This is a genomic window from Brucella pituitosa, from assembly GCF_003049685.1.
Classification (GTDB): Bacteria; Pseudomonadota; Alphaproteobacteria; order Rhizobiales; family Rhizobiaceae; genus Brucella; species Brucella pituitosa.
In genome coordinates, this window is sequence record NZ_PYSY02000002.1 from 422,600 (window position 1) to 440,164 (window position 17,565).

The window sequence follows — 17,565 nt, forward strand, 5'->3', positions numbered from 1 at the left end:
CCCACTTTATTGACAAAATGTCGATAAGATGGTGACATAAAATTCACATAAATAAGGGAGCCGCAATAATGGGGAATAAGAGAGACTCGGAAGTGGCGGCAGAAATGCCCGCTGAGATGCGAGAGCAGGGCTTCGATGAAGTTTCACTGCCAAAGCACCTGCGTTCCGTTGCATCTCTCGGTCCTATTGTTTCTTCTGCCCATCTCGCTGAAGGTGGCTCACCCGGGATGTCTGAGGTTGAGTATGGCCTTATTCTGGCGTCGCACGCTTTCTCGCGCTGGATGGTTCGCTGCATGGCGGCAGCTGGTTTGCCAGGGCTTTCTCCAATCGAAGTGCTAATCCTGCATTCGATCCGCCATCGCGGGCGGGAGAAGAAGCTCGCGGATATATGCCTCGTGCTCGATATAGAAGACACGCACATCGCGACTTATGCCATCCGCAAGCTGGAAAAAGCCGGGTTGCTGACAACCGGCAAGGCATCCAAGGAAAAGACGGTCAAGATTACGGAAAAAGGCGCGGAGGCTTGCGCCCGCTATGCGCAAATCCGCGAACGTCTTCTGGTCGATTCCACAGCGAATGCCCGTCCATCCGAAGAGACACTATCTGAAGTCGCAGCGCTGCTGCGTTTCATGTCCGGTGCATTCAATCAGGCCACACGGTCTGCCATCACGTTGTAAGAGAGTTACGAGTTTGAACGGAACCGAGTTGAACTTATCTGTTTCAAAACCTCTGCTGACGGTCGAGGGCCTCAGTGTCGAATTCGGCTCGAGCCGGGTGGTCGATGATTTGAGCTTTTCCGTCGCGCCAGGGCGTACTCTGGCTGTCGTTGGTGAATCGGGCTCGGGCAAGTCGATCACGTCGCTTTCCATAATGCGGTTAGCTGACATGAGCGGTGCGAAATTTCCGTCCGGTCGCATTCTGTTCAACAGCCCGAATGGCGAACGCGATCTATTGAAGGCTGATCAGAAGGCGATGCGCGGTATTCGCGGTAAAGACATCGCGATGATCTTTCAGGAGCCGATGACGTCGCTCAATCCGGTGTTCACCATCGGAAATCAGCTTTCCGAAGTGCTGATGCTGCACGAGGGCATGTCGAAAGCCGCTTCTCTTGCGGAAGGCAAGCGCCTTTTGGAAATGGTGCGCCTGCCGGATGCAGAAGGGCTGCTCAAACGTTATCCGCATCAGCTTTCAGGCGGTATGCGCCAGCGTGTGATGATTGCCATGGCGCTCGCATGTCGTCCGAAGCTTCTGATTGCTGATGAACCAACAACGGCACTTGATGTCACCATTCAGGCTCAGATCCTGCATATTATTAAGGATTTGCAGAAAGAACTTGAAATGGCTGTCATTTTCATCACCCACGACATGGGTGTGGTGGCAGAAATGGCTGATGATGTCGTCGTCATGTGGAAGGGCAAAAAGGTCGAAGAGGGTCCGGTTGGGCGCATCTTTGAAGCGCCGCAGCACCCCTACACGCAGACGCTTTTGTCCGCCGTCCCCAAGCTCGGCAGCATGACAGGCGAAGCATTCCCCAAGCGTATGCCGGTTATGATGATGCGCGATGGTGTTCCGGTTCTTTCCGGTGAAGAGCGCATTCAGGATACGGCGAGCTATAGCGACAAGCCGCTATTGGCTGTTGACGATCTTTACGTGCGCTTTCCGATCAAGAAAAACCTTTTCGGCAAAGTCACCCATGTCTGCAATGCCGTATCGAAAGTGAATTTCGATATCTATCCCGGCGAAACGCTGGCACTTGTCGGCGAGTCCGGTTCCGGTAAATCGACAATTGGGCGCACAATCCAGCAGCTTCAATCGCCGCTGGCTGGTGATATCCGTTTTAACGGAAAAGCCTATTCTGAGATGAGTTCTTCCGAGCGCTACGCAATGCGTCGTGAAGTTCAGTATATTTTTCAGGACCCGTTCGCATCGCTCGATCCGCGCAAGACGGTGGGCTTTTCCATTGCCGAGCCGATCCGCACTCACGGTCTTCTCGACAATAACAAGGCCATTAATGCACGCGTAGCCGAGTTACTTGAGCGTGTAGGCCTCGGACCTGAACACGCATCGCGTTATCCGCATGAGTTTTCCGGCGGTCAGCGTCAGCGCATCTGCATTGCGCGTGCGCTTGCTTCAAAACCCAAGCTGATTATTGCGGATGAAGCGCTGTCTGCACTTGATGTCTCCATTCAGGCGCAGGTGATCAATCTGTTCATGGATCTGCAGAAGGAACATGGACTGGCCTATCTCTTCATCAGTCATGACATGGCTGTTGTTGAAAAGATGAGCCACCGCGTTGCTGTTCTGTATCTTGGTCAAATCATGGAACTCGGCTCGCGCAGGCAGGTTTTCGAGACGCCAACGCATCCTTATACGCAGCGCCTGTTATCGGCAGTGCCTGTCGCTGATCCTTCGGCCCGCACCGAACGCGCAGCACTGGAAGGTGAAATTCCAAGCACCACGCGCCGGATTGATGACAAGCCCACCATCTACAATCATCGCGAGGTTGCATCCGGGCATTTCGTCGCCGAAAGCGCCTGAAGCATAAGAATTCAACAAAACCCAAAGGGGAAAAACAATGATAAGGAAAACACTTAAAGCCGTTCTCATGGCTTCCGCGCTGTCGGCGGCTGTGTTTGCATCCGCGCCTGCATTCGCCGCAGGCAAGCTGACCATTTCATCGCCGCAGGACCCGGGCAGCTGGGATCCGATTGATACTTTCCTCGTCAACTGGGCGTCTGTTGCTACCAATATTTTCGACGGTTTGGTTTATCGCGGCCCTGATCTGAAAATCGTCCCGGGTTTGGCCACCTCGTGGGAAGAACTCGATGAAGGCAAGCGCATCCGCTTCACCTTGCGCGAAGGCGTCAAGTTTCATGACGGCGAGCCATTCAATGCGGAAGCCGTGAAGTTCACTTTTGATCGTTTGCTTGGTGAGGAAGGCGCGAAAGGCCCGCAGCGTTCCAACTATATCGCAATCGAAAAAGTTGAAGTCATCGACGATAAAACAGTCGATTTTCACCTGAAGACACCGGACCCGGTTCTGATCACCAAGCTCGCCGGTTATGGCGCGATGATCGTTCCACCGAAATACATCACCGAAAAGGGCGACGACTATTTCAACACGCATCCGGTCGGAACAGGCCCATTCAAATTCGTGTCCTATGACCCGAAGGTCAACATCAAGCTTGAAGCATTCGCCGATCATTGGGGCGGTGCACCGAAGCTTTCGGAAGTCGAATATCGCTTCATCACCGAGCCTTCGACCGCTGTTGCCGAACTTCAGGCCGGTCGCGTTGATCTCGTCATTCCGCCGACCATTCCCATCGGCATGATCCCTACAATTGAAGGCGATCCAAAGCTTGAACTTGTAACCGCTCCAGGGCCGACAGTTTATGCGCTGCGTTTCAACACCGCTGACGGTATCACCAAGGATGAACGCGTTCGCAAGGCACTCATCATGGCCGTGGACCGCGATGCGATCATTCAGTCTATCCTTGCCGGACAGGCCGAAGCGATTGCAAGTTTTCAGGGTGCTCTCTCGTTTGGTTTTGATCCAAACATGAAGCCACTGCCTTACGATCCTGAACAGGCTAAGAAGCTGCTTGAAGAAGCCGGCGTTCAGCCCGGTGCGACCGTTCAGATTGACGTGCGCGGTCAGGATGCGAGCTTCAATGAAGTGGCACAGGCAGTCGCAAGCTTCCTCCAGATGGTCGGCATCAATGCAACCATCAAGCCTTATGACACCAACGTTCTGCTCAACGACATTATCCCGCAGGGCAAGACCGGCGCGATGTTCCAGCAGGCCTGGGGTGGCTGGACCTTCGATTACGATAACACTGCTTACTCGATGTACCACTCGGGTGAGAAGTGGAACCCCTATGACAAGGACGAAAAGCTCGACAAGATGCTCGAAGCACAGCGTTCGGTTCTCGACCGCAGCGAACGTGAAAAGCTGCTTCAGGAGATCGCACATTACGCAGCTGATCGGGCTCTGGAAATGCCGCTTTACAACCTGAAGGCAATCTTCGGTGTGAACAAGCGCGTGAAGAACTTCGTTCCGGTTCCAGACAGCCGTCTGCGTCTGACTGACGTAACCGTCGAGTAGTAACTAATACGGCGAGCCGGTTATTATCGGCTTGCCGCAGCATTTCGGAGGCGCTCTGGTGGCCGGATTTCTCATAAAACGAATTTTGCAGGCGTTATTCGTGTTAATCGCGATGACGCTGCTCGTCGCATTTGCGATCCGCCTCACAGGCGATCCGGCACTGATGCTGACGCAGGGTGCGGGCAGTATCACAGAAGCTGATCTGGTGCGTATCCGCGAAGGGCTAGGCTTGAACCAGCCGTTCTTTGTGCAGTATTGGCAGTTCCTCAAAGGCCTGTTCACACTGGATCTTGGGCGCAGCTTTCTTGGCGGCACTCAGGTGTCCGTTCTTGTGGGAAGCGCATTGCCTGCAACGCTGATGCTGGCCTTCGCGTCACTGTTCGTTTCTATCGTGATTTCGGTGCCGCTTGGCATCAAGGCCGCCGTTTCGCGTGGCAAATGGGCTGATCAGCTCATTCGTATCTGTTCGCTCGTTGGCCTGTCTTTCCCGAATTTCTGGCTCGCCACCATGCTCGTGCTGTTGTTCGGCATTTATCTGCAATGGCTGCCACCGAGCGGCATGGGCGGTGTTGCGAGCTTCGTAATGCCAGCGCTGACCATGGGCATCATTCTGACCGCAACCAATGTTCGTCTGGTGCGAACATCGATGCTCGAAACCCTGCAATCGCAGTATATTATGGTCGCCCGCGCCAAAGGCCTGAGCGAGAACAAGGTACTTTACAAGCACGCGTTGCGTAACTGCGCTATTCCACTCATCACCTATATAGGGCTTCAGTTTGGTGGACTTTTGGGCGGTATTGTTGTGGTTGAACGCGTGTTCAACTGGCCAGGCATGGGCACGCTTGCCTTTGAAGCCGTTGCCAGCCGCGATTATCCGGTCTTGCAGGCAACAATCGCAATTTTGTCGATGCTGATTATCGGCGTCAATCTTCTGGTGGACATCGCCTACGGCCTTGTCGATCCGCGCATTCGTACGGAGTAGAGCAAATGGCGACGAAAACATTGAGCCTCGCATACTCGCGCTTTGCAAGCCTGGAGTTTGTCGTCGGCTTTGCGCTGACCGGCGCAATCTGTCTTGCAGTGATTTTCTCCGGCTATCTCTTCCCAGCCGGTGCCAACAAGATCGATCTTCTGGCGCGTCTGACGCCGCCCTTCATCAATCCGGCCCATATTTTTGGCACCGATCCGCTCGGTCGTGATGTACTTGCACGAGTGGTCATCGGCGGCAAGATTTCGTTGTTCGTTGGCTTCGTGTCTGTGATTGGTTCAGTGATCATCGGGACGATCATGGGGCTGGTCGCCGGTTATTATCGCGGTTTCTGGGATATGGCGCTCATGCGCTTTGTCGATGTGCAGCTCGCAATGCCTTTCATCCTGCTTGCGATCACCTTCATGGCCATTCTTGGTGGTGGTCTGCTCAATACGATCATTCTTCTGATCGTCTCGCAATGCGTGCAATATGCACGATTGGTGCGTGGCTCCGTGCTGTCGCTGCGCGAACGTGAGTTCATCCTGTCGGCGCGCGCTATCGGGGTTAGGGATTGGCGCATCATTTTCCAGCATCTGCTGCCAAACCTGCTCGGACCGGTTATCGTTCTTATGACGCTGAATGTCGCCAACAATATCCTTCTTGAATCCAGCCTGACCTTCCTTGGCTTTGGTATTGATTCAACCATTCCAAGCTGGGGCGGAATGCTAGCCGATGGCCGCACCTATCTTCAGACTGCATGGTGGGTAAGCCTCTTCCCGGGCCTTGCCATTCTGTTCACGGTGCTTGGTCTCAATCTTCTCGGTGACTGGCTGCGCGATAGTCTCGATCCAACCGGCAGGACTTCGCGATGAGCGTGATTTTCGAGAAGACCTATCCGCGCTCAATCAATGTCCTGATCGAACGCTTTTCAAAGCCGGAAATGCGCGGCGCAAAACTAGAAGCTTGGTTGTTCGATGATCAGCCAAGCCGCTTTGCTGCTGAAACGAAGCTTCGTGAGGCAGGGATCAATGCACATCTGCGCTCAGCCTATAAGCCGCTTCTGCATTTCTTCCTTGAAGAAGTGGAGGGTGCCGCAGTTAAAGCAGCATCAATTCGCTATCCACGCCACGACAATTGCGTAGAAAATCGCTTTTTGCTGGAAACCTATCCGCTTTCGGCGCTTCTGCCTGATGCAAAAATCAGCTTCGCCGCCTCGGGCAAGGATGATTTCTTCTATGAAGTTGATCTGACATTTGCCGATGGCCGTACTGAAAGCCACCGGGTCTTCGCTCCCAATCGCGTGCATGAAGATTTCATCGGCGAAACGCTTGTTTCACCAACCGGCTGGCTGATTGTCGACCATAAGGGCAGCGCAGAAAATGCGCGTTTTGAAACCGCTTATGAAAAGCTGTTTCATGATACGGTTTCGACTATTGCGGCCCATGACTGGGGCAGGGGCGAGCCTTATTTTGAAGAACTGAACATTTCAGTCAGCCTGCCGATCACGGATCGACGTCTTGCCCATGATGAGGAGGCGCTGAGTCTGACGGAAGCTCTGCACGAGGATATCTATTTCTCGCTGCTCGAAGTTTTCCAGAAAAAGTCCGGTCGTCCGGTCGGCGATCGTGGCTTGCAACCAGGTCAGATCGTACCGGAAGTTCGCTTCCGCGATGCCGAGCCAACAGTGAAAGTGGAAACGCGTCCACTTGCAACGACAGATGCTTTGACTGCCGAGCAGGTTCTTGAAAATGCGCAAGCTCCGCTTTCCGCAGACCAGATCCGTCGCGAAATTGCAAAGCTTGGCGGCTCACCCTTTGAAGCGAAAGCTCGTTCGGGACGCAGCGTTCGCGCGACTTTTGTCAAAGGCAGCGATGCGCCGATGATGATCAGCGCCGGTCAACATGCCAATGAAACCACCGGCGTTGTCGGTGCATTGCGTGCAGCAAATCGTCTTGCTGCGCGCAACGGGGCACATTTCACGATTTCTCCGCAGGAAAACCCGGACGGTTATGAAATCCACAAGCGTCTCTGTGTGTTGCAGCCGCATCATATGCATCATGCGTCGCGCTATACGGCTTTGGGCGATGATCTCGAATATCGTAGCGGCGAGGGTCTATTTGAGAAAGCAATCCGTGTAGAAGCGGAAGCGCTCACGAATGCGAAGCTTCATGTCAATCTGCATGGTTATCCATCGCATGAATGGACGCGACCGCTGTCGGGTTATGTGCCGCGATCCTTTGCAATGTGGACGCTGCCAAAGGGCTTCTTCCTGATCATTCGCCACCATGCGTCATGGGAAAAAGAAGCCGAGCAGCTTATGGATCACGTGACCAGGCATCTCGGTGCCATTGACGGTCTTCTTGATTATAACGATGCGCAGATCAAGCTTTTCGAGCAACATGCAGGCGAAACGGGCTTCCGGATCATAAACGGCTTTCCGTGCATGGTCGGTGTTGATGATCGCCATACGGTGCCATTGACACTGATCACCGAATATCCAGACGAAACCATCTATGGCGATGCCTTTGTCAAAGGTCATACGGCGCAGATGGAAACCGTTCTTTCGGCTTATGATGCCTTGCAACTCTTGTTGCCGAGCACACCGGTTGCGTAATTAAAGATAATAGATCCCAATACGATTGCCGCCGATCATTTCGACGGCAATCTCCATCTCGTAAATATCGCGCAGAATGTCCGGCTGAATGAGTTTTTCCGGTGATCCCTGATGCACGACCTTGCCCTTACGCATGGCAACAATATGGTCGGAATAGCAGGACGCGAAATTGATGTCGTGCAACACCAGAACGATAGTCTTGCCCAGTTCATCGGCCGCGCGCCGCAACAGCTTCATCATTGAAGCTGAATGCTTCATATCAAGATTGTTAAGCGGCTCATCCAGCAGGACGTAATCTGTGTTCTGGCAGAGAACCATTGCCACAAAAGCGCGTTGGCGCTGCCCGCCTGATAATTCGTCCAGAAAACGGGAGCCAAGGTCTTCAAGGCCGAGATATCCGATTGCCTGCTCGACATGGTTGAGGTCTACGCGTGTTGGCCGTCCCTTGGAGTGCGGATAGCGTCCGAAAGTCACGAGATCGCGCACGGTCAGGCGGGAATTGATCGCGTTTTCCTGTCTCAGGATCGAAAGGCGTTTTGCCAGCACGTCACCCGGCGTGGTTGAAACGTCGAGTCCGTCTACGGTCACACGGCCCGTGTCCATTGGGAGCAGACGACTGACCATCGAAAGCAAAGTCGATTTTCCAGCGCCATTAGGCCCGATGATCGATGTAATCCCGCGTGCGGGCAATTGCAGTGTTACGTCATCGACGACGATTGCATCGCTGTAGGATTTGCTGACTTGGCTTATTTCGATCAACGTGCGTTCCCCCTGACGAGAAGGATGATAAAGACGAGCCCGCCCAGAAACTCGATGATGACACTGAGCGCGGTATTGAATGAGAAAACGCGCTCTAGAATGGTTTGGCCGCCGACAATGCACAGGATTGCCAGTAAGACGGCGACGGGCAACACCACGCGATGCTTTGATGTACCTGCGATCATGTAAGCAAGATTGGCGACCAAAAGGCCGAAGAAGGTTATCGGTCCGACAAGGGCTGTTGAAACCGAAACCAGGATTGTGACGATCAGCAGAATACGATGCACAACACGACTATGATCAACGCCAAGATTGATTGCGGGATCACGGCCAAGCGACAAAACATCGAAGACATTGAGGAAACGCAGACCGTAAAGCGTGACAGCCGCCACGATGATTGCCGCAAGCAGCAGAATGTCTGCGTTGACACTGTTGAAGCTCGCAAAGAAACGGTCCTGAAGTATCGCAAATTCGTTGGGGTCGATCATGCGCTGCATGAGGTTCGACAGACTTCGGAAAAAGACGCCGAACACAATGCCGACGAGCATGACGAGATGCAGACTGCGTGCCGCACCAGAAAACAGCCACGCATAAAGCGTGCTGGCAAAAACCACCATGATTGCCGTTTCTGCAAAGAAGCGGGCATTGGGGCCGATCCCGTTCACATGGATAGCGCCAAACGCAAAGACTGCCAATGTCTGGATCAGAATATAAAGCGCATCAAAACCCATGATGGAGGGCGTGAGAATGCGGTTGTTCGTAACGGTCTGAAACAGCACCGTTGAGACTGCAATCGAATAGGCAACCAGCACCATGGCCGCAAGTTTGGTGCCGCGGAAGGTGAGGATGAAAGACCAGCTGCCTTTTGCACCTAACGTCATGAAGGCTGCGCAGGACACGACGGCGAGGATTGCGAGAAGCGTGATGATGAAGCCGGGACGTTTAAGCAAGGCGTGATCCCCGGCGCAAAAGCAGATAGAGGAAGATCGCACTGCCAACGACGCCCATCATCGTACCGATAGGGATTTCATAGGGAAAGCGGATCAGGCGCCCGACGATATCGCAGGCAAGCACAAGGCCCGCGCCCAGTACTGCTACCCATGGCACAGCACGGCGCATATTATCGCCAATGAACATGCTGACCACGTTGGGCACGACAAGGCCCAGAAACGGGATCATGCCAACCGTTACAACCACGCAAGCACTGACCATCGAAACGATAACGAGCCCGAGCGTTACGACGCGGCGATAGTTGAGGCCGAGATTGGTAGTGAAATCTTCGCCCATACCAGCAACTGTGAAACGATCCGCTGCAATATAGGCAATGACAGTCAGGAAGAAGGAAAGCCACAGCAATTCATAGCGCCCACGTAGAACACCGGAGAAGTCGCCGGTGGTCCATGAATTGAGTGCCTGCAACAGATCATAACGATAGGCAATGAAGGTAGTTACCGCACTGATCACGCCGCCCAGCATGATGCCGACGAGCGGCACCACGAGAACTGAACGAAGCGGAATACTGCGTAAGATTCTTAGAAAAAGGGCAGTGCCTGCAAGAGCGGTGATGGACGCCACCAGCATCTTACCGAAAACCGGTGTGTCAGGTGCAAATAGAATAACCAGCAGAATGCCGAGGCTTGCTGATTCAACCGTGCCAGCTGTTGAGGGTTCGACAAATCGATTGCGGGTGAGCATCTGCATGATCATGCCAGCCACAGCCATCGACATGCCGGCAAGAATGATCGCGAGCGTGCGCGGTATGCGGCTGATCAACAGAACTTCTGCTGCGCGATCAGTGCTATTTGCACCAAACAGTGTGCTGAGCGATACATCGCTGACGCCGATAAACAGGCTGATAAAAGCCAGTATGACGACAACAATTATAGCTGCGGCGAGTGCCTTCACGCTCAATTCCTGCATTCATGCCTTGTCAGTCGGGCTGTCCCGACTGACTGGGTCAAACATTATTATTTTGCTTTGTCGAAAGCCGCCGAAAGCTGTTGGATCGTGTTGTGCAGAGCGCCCAGGCCACCGCCGACCAGATACCAGTTCTGTCCGTTGAGATAGACGACCTGATCGTTCTTCCAGGCGTTTGTCTGACGCACGAGTTCATTGTCGAGCAACTGCTTGGCGGATGTGCCTTCACGACCAATGGCTGCATCGCGGTCGAGCACAAAAAGCCAGTCCGGATTGGTCTCAAGAATGAATTCCGAGCTGATTGGCTGACCATGATTGCCAACGGAAAGGTCAGGGGCAGCCGGTTCAACACCAAAGCTGTCATGCAGAACGCCGAAACGGGAACCCGGACCATAGGCGCTGATCTTGCCACCAGACGTCAGGATCATCAGGCCTTTGCCTTTGCCCTTGGCCTTTTCTTTCAGTGCTGCGAGTTCGCTGTTGAGCTTTTCAACTTCTGCCTTGGCTTCCGTTTCCTTGCCGAAAATCTGCCCAAGCTTTTCGATATTGGCTTCGGTGCCGGAAATGAATTCCTTGGCAGGAACGGTAAGATCGATTGTCGGGGCAATTTTCGCGAGTTCACCATATTTTGCAGCCGAGCGACCGCCTACGATGACGAGGTCGGGTTCCGCGGCATTGACGGCTTCGTAATCTGGCTCAAAAAGCGTGCCTACTTTGGTGTAATCAGCGCTGTCATATTTTTTGAGATATTCCGGGAACGCGATGCTGCCGGGAACGCCGATGATCTTCACACCAAGGCGGTCAAGATTGTCGAGCGTCGCAAAATCAAACACAACGACTTTCTGAGGATTGGTCGCAATCGTCGTTTCACCTTGCGCATGTTTGACCGCCACATCAGCAGCGTTAGCACCGGAGGCGAGGGTGGTCACAACAAGTGCTGCGCCGCATAGACGGGAAAAGTGTTGGCTGAATTTCAGCATGGCGTTCAATCCTTTCGTCAATCTTGTGCTTTATAGTCCGGTTTTCTTCCAGTCAAAGCCGGAAGACCATAATTCAGTTGTTTTGTTCGTCCGGGCTCTCATTGAGGAGGATGAATTTAAGGCTGTCCTCGACCGTGAGCGGGATCATTGAACCGTGGCTTTCATTTTCGAAGCGACGATAGGCGACCTCAAAGCCCGGCAGTTGTTTCAACTCGGTTTGAATATCTGCACCTGATGGTCCGCCGCGCAGCTTCTTCAGGCGCTCAGTATCTTCCTGTGACTGGCCCGGACGTTCACCGCGTTTACCGGAGGATTCGACCAAAAGCCGCATCGGTTTCGGATTGGCTTTGAAGCCTTCCACAAACCGATCCTTATCGGCAAGAATGGAGCGCCCGTTCCACCAGATCGATGGGTCGGCGGCGGCGTAAGTCTGAAATGAAGCCGGGTGATTGAAGAGCGCGTAAAGCGTGAAAAGACCGCCAAGCGAGTGGCCGAACAGAGCCTGCTTGTTCTTGTCGATAGCAAAACGTTTTTCGATTTCAGCTTTAACCTGATGATCAATAAAATCGAAGAAAGCGTCACGACCGCCAGTTTTCGGGATATTGGTCTGAACAGGGATCAAATCATCTGGCGTCGGAGGCGTGAGATCGAAATAGCGCAGGCGAACAATCTCATCCTTGTCTTCAGTCGGATAGCCTATGCCGACAAAAACAGCGTTTAGTTTCGGATTTTCTTCCATCAGCTTTGCTGCAATTGGCAGCATTCGATTGCCATCAGTCATATAGACAATGGGAAAGCCATTGGCAGGCGCTTTATCTGCCGGAGCAGCAACGAGAATCCGATAATCGATGCCGTTTGCTTGCATGTCAAAGGAGTCGACTTGTGGCTTTCCAGCATGTGCAGAGGCGCTCATGAGAATGCTTCCGAACATAAGGCAAACCTTCAAAAATACGTTCTTTGTCTTGCTCACAAGAGCATCCATTCCATAAAGAAATGACGCCAGCCAAGAGCAGCTGACGTCATAAAGTGTGTTAGAAGCGTGAGGTCATACCGAGCCAGAGACGACGGCCTTCAACCACGTTATTGGTTTCATCCACAGTGACCTTCTTGTCGAAGATGTTGTAGACGGCTGCGTTGAGCGTCACGTTCTCGCTGAACTCATAAGAGCCGCCGAAGTCGACAGTGGCATAGCCCTTATATTTGCGGGCGATGACCTGACCTCTGCTATTATAAGCATAAGGCTCACCAAGGGTGCCGATGCGCAGGCCAGCGTTGATCTCCGGGCCGTGATAATTACCAGCCGCCCATGCAGTCAAACCATCGACTGGTGTTTCCCAATCAGCGCGGATGTTTGCCATGTGCTTTGGCGTGCGGGCCAGCGGCAGGCCAGCATATTCGCCGGTCTTCTGCTCCGAGTCGGTATAGGTATAGCTACCGCGAAGTTTAATCGTGTCGGTCGCTTCCCAATCCGCTGTCAGTTCTACACCCTGAATAACAGCTTCATCGATGTTGTAGCTGTAATAGAGGACGTAGTTTGGATCCTGAGCCCAGCGAAGTGGCTGACCTGTGATTGGGTCATATTGAATGTTGCTGGCGATCTTGTCCTTGAAGTCGGTGTAGAAGTAGGTCGCACCGAGACGCAAACCCTGCTGGTTATCCCAGAGCGCACTGGCTTCGTAGCTGGTGCTCTTTTCTGGCTGCAGATTTGGATCCCCAATGATGACGCCACAATTACCGGTCGGACCATAGGTACAATTGCCACCGCCCGTGGTGTAAGCGTAGCCCGGCGCGATCGTGCGAATTTCAGGGGCTCGGAAGCCGGTTGAGATACCGCCCTTAAGGGTCAACTGGTCGGTAGCATGCCACACGGCATACCCACGCGGGCTCCAATGCGAACCGTAGATTTCATGGTGATCCATTCGCAGACCACCGGTCAGGGCGAAGTCTGGCGTAATCCACCATTCATCTTCCGCGAAAAGTGCCCACTGCTTGATCGTGAACTGTTCATCCAGACCGGAGCGGTTGCCGGGATTCTGGTCAGTCAGTGTGGCGTCAATAAACTGGCCGCCCGTCACGAGCGTATGGTTGCCATAGAGTTCAAACGGTGTTGTGAACTTTCCGTCGAGGGTGGAGTTGCGGATATGCGGAGAACGCAGGTTCTCGACAAACTCACCTCTGGCGGTGTTCCAGTTGTAGTTCGTTCTTTGAGCAGTTTCCTGCATGAAAGAGAACTCTGAAGTCGTTGGGCCCCAGCGGCCTGTATGACTGATCGACCAATGATTACGGTCATTGTAGTTATAGGAGTCGAGCGGCGCTGTGCTGCCTGTTGCAACCGGATTGATCGTATTGCCAACGGTCGAGTCACGACGCAAACTTGCTCTGCCGGCTTCAAACTGAATGTCATGATCAGCATTCGGCGTAATTGTGACGCGGCCGGTGATATCGATATCGCGCTGCTCAGGTGTGCCGCTGATGATGCTGTCTTCCTGACGCTTCAGACCTCGCCCCCAAAGCTGCACACCAACCAGATTGGGTACGAGAGGCCCAGTCATATAGTAAGAACCCTGAACCGAATTGCCGAATTTCGAGTGCTGCTGCACCGTGGTGTCAAAACTCAGTGAGCCGCTCCACTTGTCCGAAACCTTCTTGGTGATGACGTTGATGACGCCGCCCATCGCATCTGAACCATAAAGCGATGACATTGGGCCACGAATAACTTCGATGCGCTCAATAGCATTTGCTGGCGGCAGGAAGCTCTGTTCAAAGCCAGAATTGCCGTTGGTGCGGGCATCACGAGTGCTCTGACGCTTTCCGTCAACGAGAATGAGCGTATAGCTGCCCGGAAGACCGCGGATGAAAATATCCCGTTCTGCTGCAGCCCCCGTCACAGCAACACCCTGAACATCACGCAAGGCATCGCCAAGATCGCGATAGGAGCCTCTTTCCAGCTCTTCACCCGGCACGACTGAAATGCTTGCGGGCGCGTCGGTTATGTTCTGTTCAAACCCAGTTGCAGAAACCACGATCTGGTTGAGTTTGATGCTGCCATCGTTGCTTACTTGTTCCGCAGCTTGCGCTTCGGCCTGTTTCTTTTTCGCGGCTTCTTCTGCCGTGGTTGTCTGTGCGAAAGAAACGGTTCCACTCAGAATGAGTGCGGTCGAAAGGCATGTGCCCGCAAGAATGGCTTTGGCGAAAAGCGATTTGCTGGCCAATTGCCTGTTCTGCGTACCATCGGCGCGCAATCCCCGAAACAAGCTGGTCATAAATGTTACCCTTAAAGTTGAGTTTTCAGCTCTCCTTATGTATGGCAATAAGATGACGTCAACGGTCATCTTTTATAACGATTCCAAGTTTCATAAAACGCAACTGAACGGACAAGGCAGCAATGACTGGCAAGCGCATGAAATCACAGACAGAGGCTGGAAGTGCGGACGGCGAAAGCCTGAAACTCGGTCAACTACGTCTGTTGATTGCGCTTGATGCACTTCTTGTGGAAGGAAGCGTCGGAGGTGCTGCCAGGCAGATGGGATTGAGCATGGCCGCCATGAGCCGGCTGCTCGGACAGATACGCGAGAAATTTGACGATCCAATTTTCATTCGGTCTGGGCGCAATATGATTGCCACTCCCAAGGCAGAAGCTTTACGCGGGCGCTTACGCCGTTTGGCAAATGAAACCGATGCGCTGATGAATTTCGATGGCAATGATACGCCGAAAGCCCATTGCAAAAACAGGCATGGTTGGGCACGCACCAGTGCCATTGTGGCACCGCCACCACTTGGTATCCGCAAAGTCGTGAAGCTTGAAAACCACCCCACGCCGGAACAGCTCGCGGCGCAGTTCGCTAATATTCAGGACGAAAACGACCCTGTAAGACGACTGGCGAAATATATCGCGATTACCGGGCGGAAGGTTGGATATACGCGCCCGTTAGAAATGTATGAAGCGGAAGATGCCTTTACCACCATATTTGCAGGGGAGGCAGATCCCATGCAAATCAGTGCCTTGCTGCGATTAATTCATTATCGTGGTGAAACAGCACCCGAGCTTGCAGGCATGACACAGGCAGCACGCAAATATTGCTCAACAAAAGCGAATAACCGCATATCTGCACTTGATTGGCCTGCTTATCTTTCACCGAACTCCCATCAAGCGCCGTGGTTCATGCTGGCTGCAATTCTTGTTGCAAGGGCCGGCTATCCAGTAGTGCTGCACGGCAATTGTGGTATGGGCGATCTGTCGGGCAAGCTTGAACTCGCGGCAGAATCTCTCAATGTGCCGATTGCCGGGTCGCTTTCGCTGGCTGAAAATGCGTTGAAAGCGCATGGCATCTGCTTCATGCCAGTGGCGGGGTTTGCACCGCAAGTTCATGCATTGCTTGCGCTCTATCCACTCTTCGATTCACGATCATCCATTAACAGCCTGGCGCATCTGCTCAATCCAATGGGGCTTCCAGCCTCTTTCCTTGGGGTGACACAGCCTACTTATCGTGAATTACATCGCGATGCAGGAGCCCTGCTTGACTGGCCTTCTGTTTCAGTCGTCTCGACAAGCCGCGATGTCGCTGAACTGGTGCCGCACCATACGCATACGATCCACCGATGGTTTGGCGGTCAGAAATCAGAACTGACACTGCCAACCCTGTCGAAGGCTGGAACCGACAAACACGCAAGCCTGACGACCTTTGAATATTGGCTTGCGGTCTGGTCTGGCGCCGCCACCGACGAGCGCGCTGAACTGACGGTGATCGCTTCAACGGCCATGGCGTTAATGACAGTTCTTGCAGCCGATAATGACAGCTATGGCCAATTCCATAAAAAGGCTGAAGAACTTTGGAAGGCACGTCACCAAAACTGATTACTGATATTCTTGTGATCAATTTTTAAGCAGGCGTCGAAAACTATTCTACTTATGTCGTTTTAGGGAAAAGCATTCCGGTTGTAGAGGCAGAACAGCAAGCCGATGCTTTGTTTGATGTTTTTATAAGTCCTATCGTTCCGCCGTAACTCATAATACGCAGCGGGGCGATTTGATGGTCAATCCAATATTCGGTGCAACGGGCACATCCATTTTTGAATCCATGTCGCGCCTTGCCGCTGAAACTGGATCCATCAATCTCGGGCAGGGGTTTCCGGAAGGCTTTGAGCCTCAGGAGCTTGTTGAAGCCGCAATCCAGGCTTTGCGCGATGGCCCGCACCAGTACCCGCCGATGCTCGGGCTTCCATCTTTGCGCAAAGCGGTGGCGGAAAATGCGCACCGATTTCTCGGATTGGACATAGATTGGGAGACTGAGGTTCTTGTCACATCCGGTGCTACAGAAGCCCTGACGGATACATTCCTGGCGCTACTCGACCGTGATGATGAAGTCATCCTCTTTGAGCCGGTCTACGACGCATATGCCACGCTCATTCGCCGTGCGGGCGGTAAAGTTGTTCCGCTTCGCCTGACACCGCCTCATTGGGAACTGCCCCGTGAGGCGCTGGAAAAAGCGATCACTTCAAAGACTAGGCTCATTGTCGTCAACACACCGATGAACCCAATCGGTAAAATCTTTGATCCCGAAGAACTAGAGTTTCTGGCAGCCCTTGCAATCAAGCATGATCTGACAATTGTCGCGGACGAAGTTTATGAACACCTGATCTTCGATGGAAGACCCTTTCACTCGCTCTTTGCCGTGCCTGATATCCGAGATCGTGTTGTGCGGATCGGTTCCGCAGGAAAAAGCTTTTCAGTCACGGGCTGGAAAGTTGGTTATGTGACGGCTTCCGCGAAACTTCTCGCACCGATTGCTCGCGCCCATCAATATGTGACCTTTACCACGCCCCCCGCCTTACAGGCCGCTGTGGCTGTCGGTCTTTCATTGCCGGACAGTTATTTCATCAATCTGCGTGAGACGTTGGCAGCGCGCCGCGATCTGCTACTTGGCGGTTTGCGTGGTGCAGGATTTGAAATCGCAGATGCTCCGGCGACTTATTTTGCCGTCGCCGATATCAGCGCGCTTGATCCAGATGGCGATGATCTCGCCTTTAGTCGCCGCCTCACGCTTGAAGCTGGTGTGACACCGGTTCCGGTCTCATCCTTCTACGGCGAACGCGATGTAAAAAGCCATGTCCGTTTCTGCTTTGCCAAGAAGGAAGCAACCCTTTCAGAAGCTGTCGACCGGCTTGGTCAATGGTCAGCAAAACAAAACTGGCGCGCTGCCTCCTGATGCGCCGCCCCTAA

Annotated in this window: 14 protein-coding genes; 8 read left to right on the plus strand and 6 right to left on the minus strand. The window is 53.3% G+C overall.

The genetic code is table 11. From position 1 onward, the window contains the following. Positions 1–68: 68 nt before the first annotated feature. The 6 genes from C9380_RS14270 to C9380_RS14295 are packed head-to-tail and all read left to right on the plus strand — an operon-like array spanning position 69 to position 7,689. Entirely contained in the window at positions 69–677 is a 609-nt protein-coding gene (locus C9380_RS14270) for a winged helix DNA-binding protein (protein WP_024896303.1), read from the plus strand. A gap of 13 nt (positions 678–690) precedes the next feature. Then, positions 691–2,538, plus strand: coding sequence for an ABC transporter ATP-binding protein (locus C9380_RS14275; RefSeq protein ID WP_051514716.1), 1,848 nt, complete (start codon positions 691–693; stop codon positions 2,536–2,538). A 37-nt stretch (positions 2,539–2,575) separates the two neighbouring features. After that, positions 2,576–4,105, plus strand: coding sequence for an ABC transporter substrate-binding protein (locus tag C9380_RS14280; protein ID WP_128093835.1), 1,530 nt, complete (start codon positions 2,576–2,578; stop codon positions 4,103–4,105). Positions 4,106–4,163: 58 nt separating this feature from the next. After that, complete coding sequence (locus C9380_RS14285; protein ID WP_024896300.1) at positions 4,164–5,087, plus strand: ABC transporter permease; 924 nt, start codon at positions 4,164–4,166, stop codon at positions 5,085–5,087. Between the two features lie 5 nt (positions 5,088–5,092). After that, positions 5,093–5,947 carry an ABC transporter permease gene (locus C9380_RS14290; protein WP_024896299.1) on the plus strand — a complete coding sequence of 285 codons (855 nt, stop codon included), beginning with the start codon at positions 5,093–5,095 and terminating at the stop codon, positions 5,945–5,947. Beyond that, a complete protein-coding gene (locus C9380_RS14295; RefSeq protein WP_024896298.1) occupies positions 5,944–7,689 on the plus strand; it encodes a peptidase M14 in 1,746 nt (581 codons plus the stop codon). Before C9380_RS14290 ends, C9380_RS14295 begins: the two co-directional genes overlap by 4 nt. Here C9380_RS14295 and C9380_RS14300 read toward each other — a convergent pair whose 3' ends face one another. The 6 genes from C9380_RS14300 to C9380_RS14325 all read right to left on the minus strand — a co-directional run bounded on the left by C9380_RS14300 (position 7,690) and on the right by C9380_RS14325 (position 14,608). Further along, positions 7,690–8,448 (minus strand): iron ABC transporter ATP-binding protein, encoded by a 759-nt coding sequence (locus C9380_RS14300; protein WP_100556964.1) that lies wholly within the window; start codon positions 8,446–8,448, stop codon positions 7,690–7,692. It lies immediately after the preceding gene. Continuing rightward, on the minus strand, positions 8,445–9,398 hold the full coding sequence (locus C9380_RS14305) for an iron chelate uptake ABC transporter family permease subunit (RefSeq protein ID WP_128093836.1): 954 nt from the start codon (positions 9,396–9,398) through the stop codon (positions 8,445–8,447). Before C9380_RS14305 ends, C9380_RS14300 begins: the two co-directional genes overlap by 4 nt. Beyond that, entirely contained in the window at positions 9,391–10,353 is a 963-nt protein-coding gene (locus tag C9380_RS14310; protein ID WP_128093837.1) for an ABC transporter permease, read from the minus strand. The genes C9380_RS14305 and C9380_RS14310 overlap by 8 nt, the downstream gene beginning before the upstream one ends. Positions 10,354–10,415: 62 nt before the next feature. Beyond that, positions 10,416–11,345, minus strand: a complete 930-nt coding sequence (locus tag C9380_RS14315) for a siderophore ABC transporter substrate-binding protein (RefSeq protein WP_128093838.1) — start codon at positions 11,343–11,345, stop codon at positions 10,416–10,418. A gap of 73 nt (positions 11,346–11,418) precedes the next feature. Continuing rightward, on the minus strand, positions 11,419–12,258 hold the full coding sequence (locus tag C9380_RS14320) for an alpha/beta hydrolase (protein ID WP_247877598.1): 840 nt from the start codon (positions 12,256–12,258) through the stop codon (positions 11,419–11,421). 118 nt (positions 12,259–12,376) lie between these two features. Further along, complete coding sequence (locus C9380_RS14325; protein ID WP_235822379.1) at positions 12,377–14,608, minus strand: TonB-dependent receptor domain-containing protein; 2,232 nt, start codon at positions 14,606–14,608, stop codon at positions 12,377–12,379. Positions 14,609–14,745: 137 nt separating this feature from the next. Here C9380_RS14325 and C9380_RS14330 point away from each other — a divergent pair, with 137 nt between their 5' ends. Both C9380_RS14330 and C9380_RS14335 read left to right on the plus strand, forming a co-directional pair. Continuing rightward, entirely contained in the window at positions 14,746–16,200 is a 1,455-nt protein-coding gene (locus C9380_RS14330) for a glycosyl transferase family protein (protein ID WP_247877597.1), read from the plus strand. Between the two features lie 175 nt (positions 16,201–16,375). Further along, positions 16,376–17,551, plus strand: a complete 1,176-nt coding sequence (locus tag C9380_RS14335; RefSeq protein WP_128093841.1) for an aminotransferase — start codon at positions 16,376–16,378, stop codon at positions 17,549–17,551. The last annotated feature ends 14 nt before the right edge of the window (positions 17,552–17,565 follow it).

Coding starts and splice junctions, on each gene's coding strand:
- C9380_RS14270 (WP_024896303.1), top strand. CDS start 69: ATGGGGAATAAGAGAGACTCGGAAGTGGCGGCAGAAATGCCCGCTGAG.
- C9380_RS14290 (WP_024896299.1), top strand. CDS start 5,093: ATGGCGACGAAAACATTGAGCCTCGCATACTCGCGCTTTGCAAGCCTG.
- C9380_RS14315 (WP_128093838.1), bottom strand. CDS start 11,345: ATGCTGAAATTCAGCCAACACTTTTCCCGTCTATGCGGCGCAGCACTT.
- C9380_RS14335 (WP_128093841.1), top strand. CDS start 16,376: ATGGTCAATCCAATATTCGGTGCAACGGGCACATCCATTTTTGAATCC.
- C9380_RS14320 (WP_247877598.1), bottom strand. CDS start 12,258: ATGAGCGCCTCTGCACATGCTGGAAAGCCACAAGTCGACTCCTTTGAC.
- C9380_RS14330 (WP_247877597.1), top strand. CDS start 14,746: ATGAAATCACAGACAGAGGCTGGAAGTGCGGACGGCGAAAGCCTGAAA.
- C9380_RS14325 (WP_235822379.1), bottom strand. CDS start 14,608: ATGACCAGCTTGTTTCGGGGATTGCGCGCCGATGGTACGCAGAACAGG.
- C9380_RS14295 (WP_024896298.1), top strand. CDS start 5,944: ATGAGCGTGATTTTCGAGAAGACCTATCCGCGCTCAATCAATGTCCTG.
- C9380_RS14280 (WP_128093835.1), top strand. CDS start 2,576: ATGATAAGGAAAACACTTAAAGCCGTTCTCATGGCTTCCGCGCTGTCG.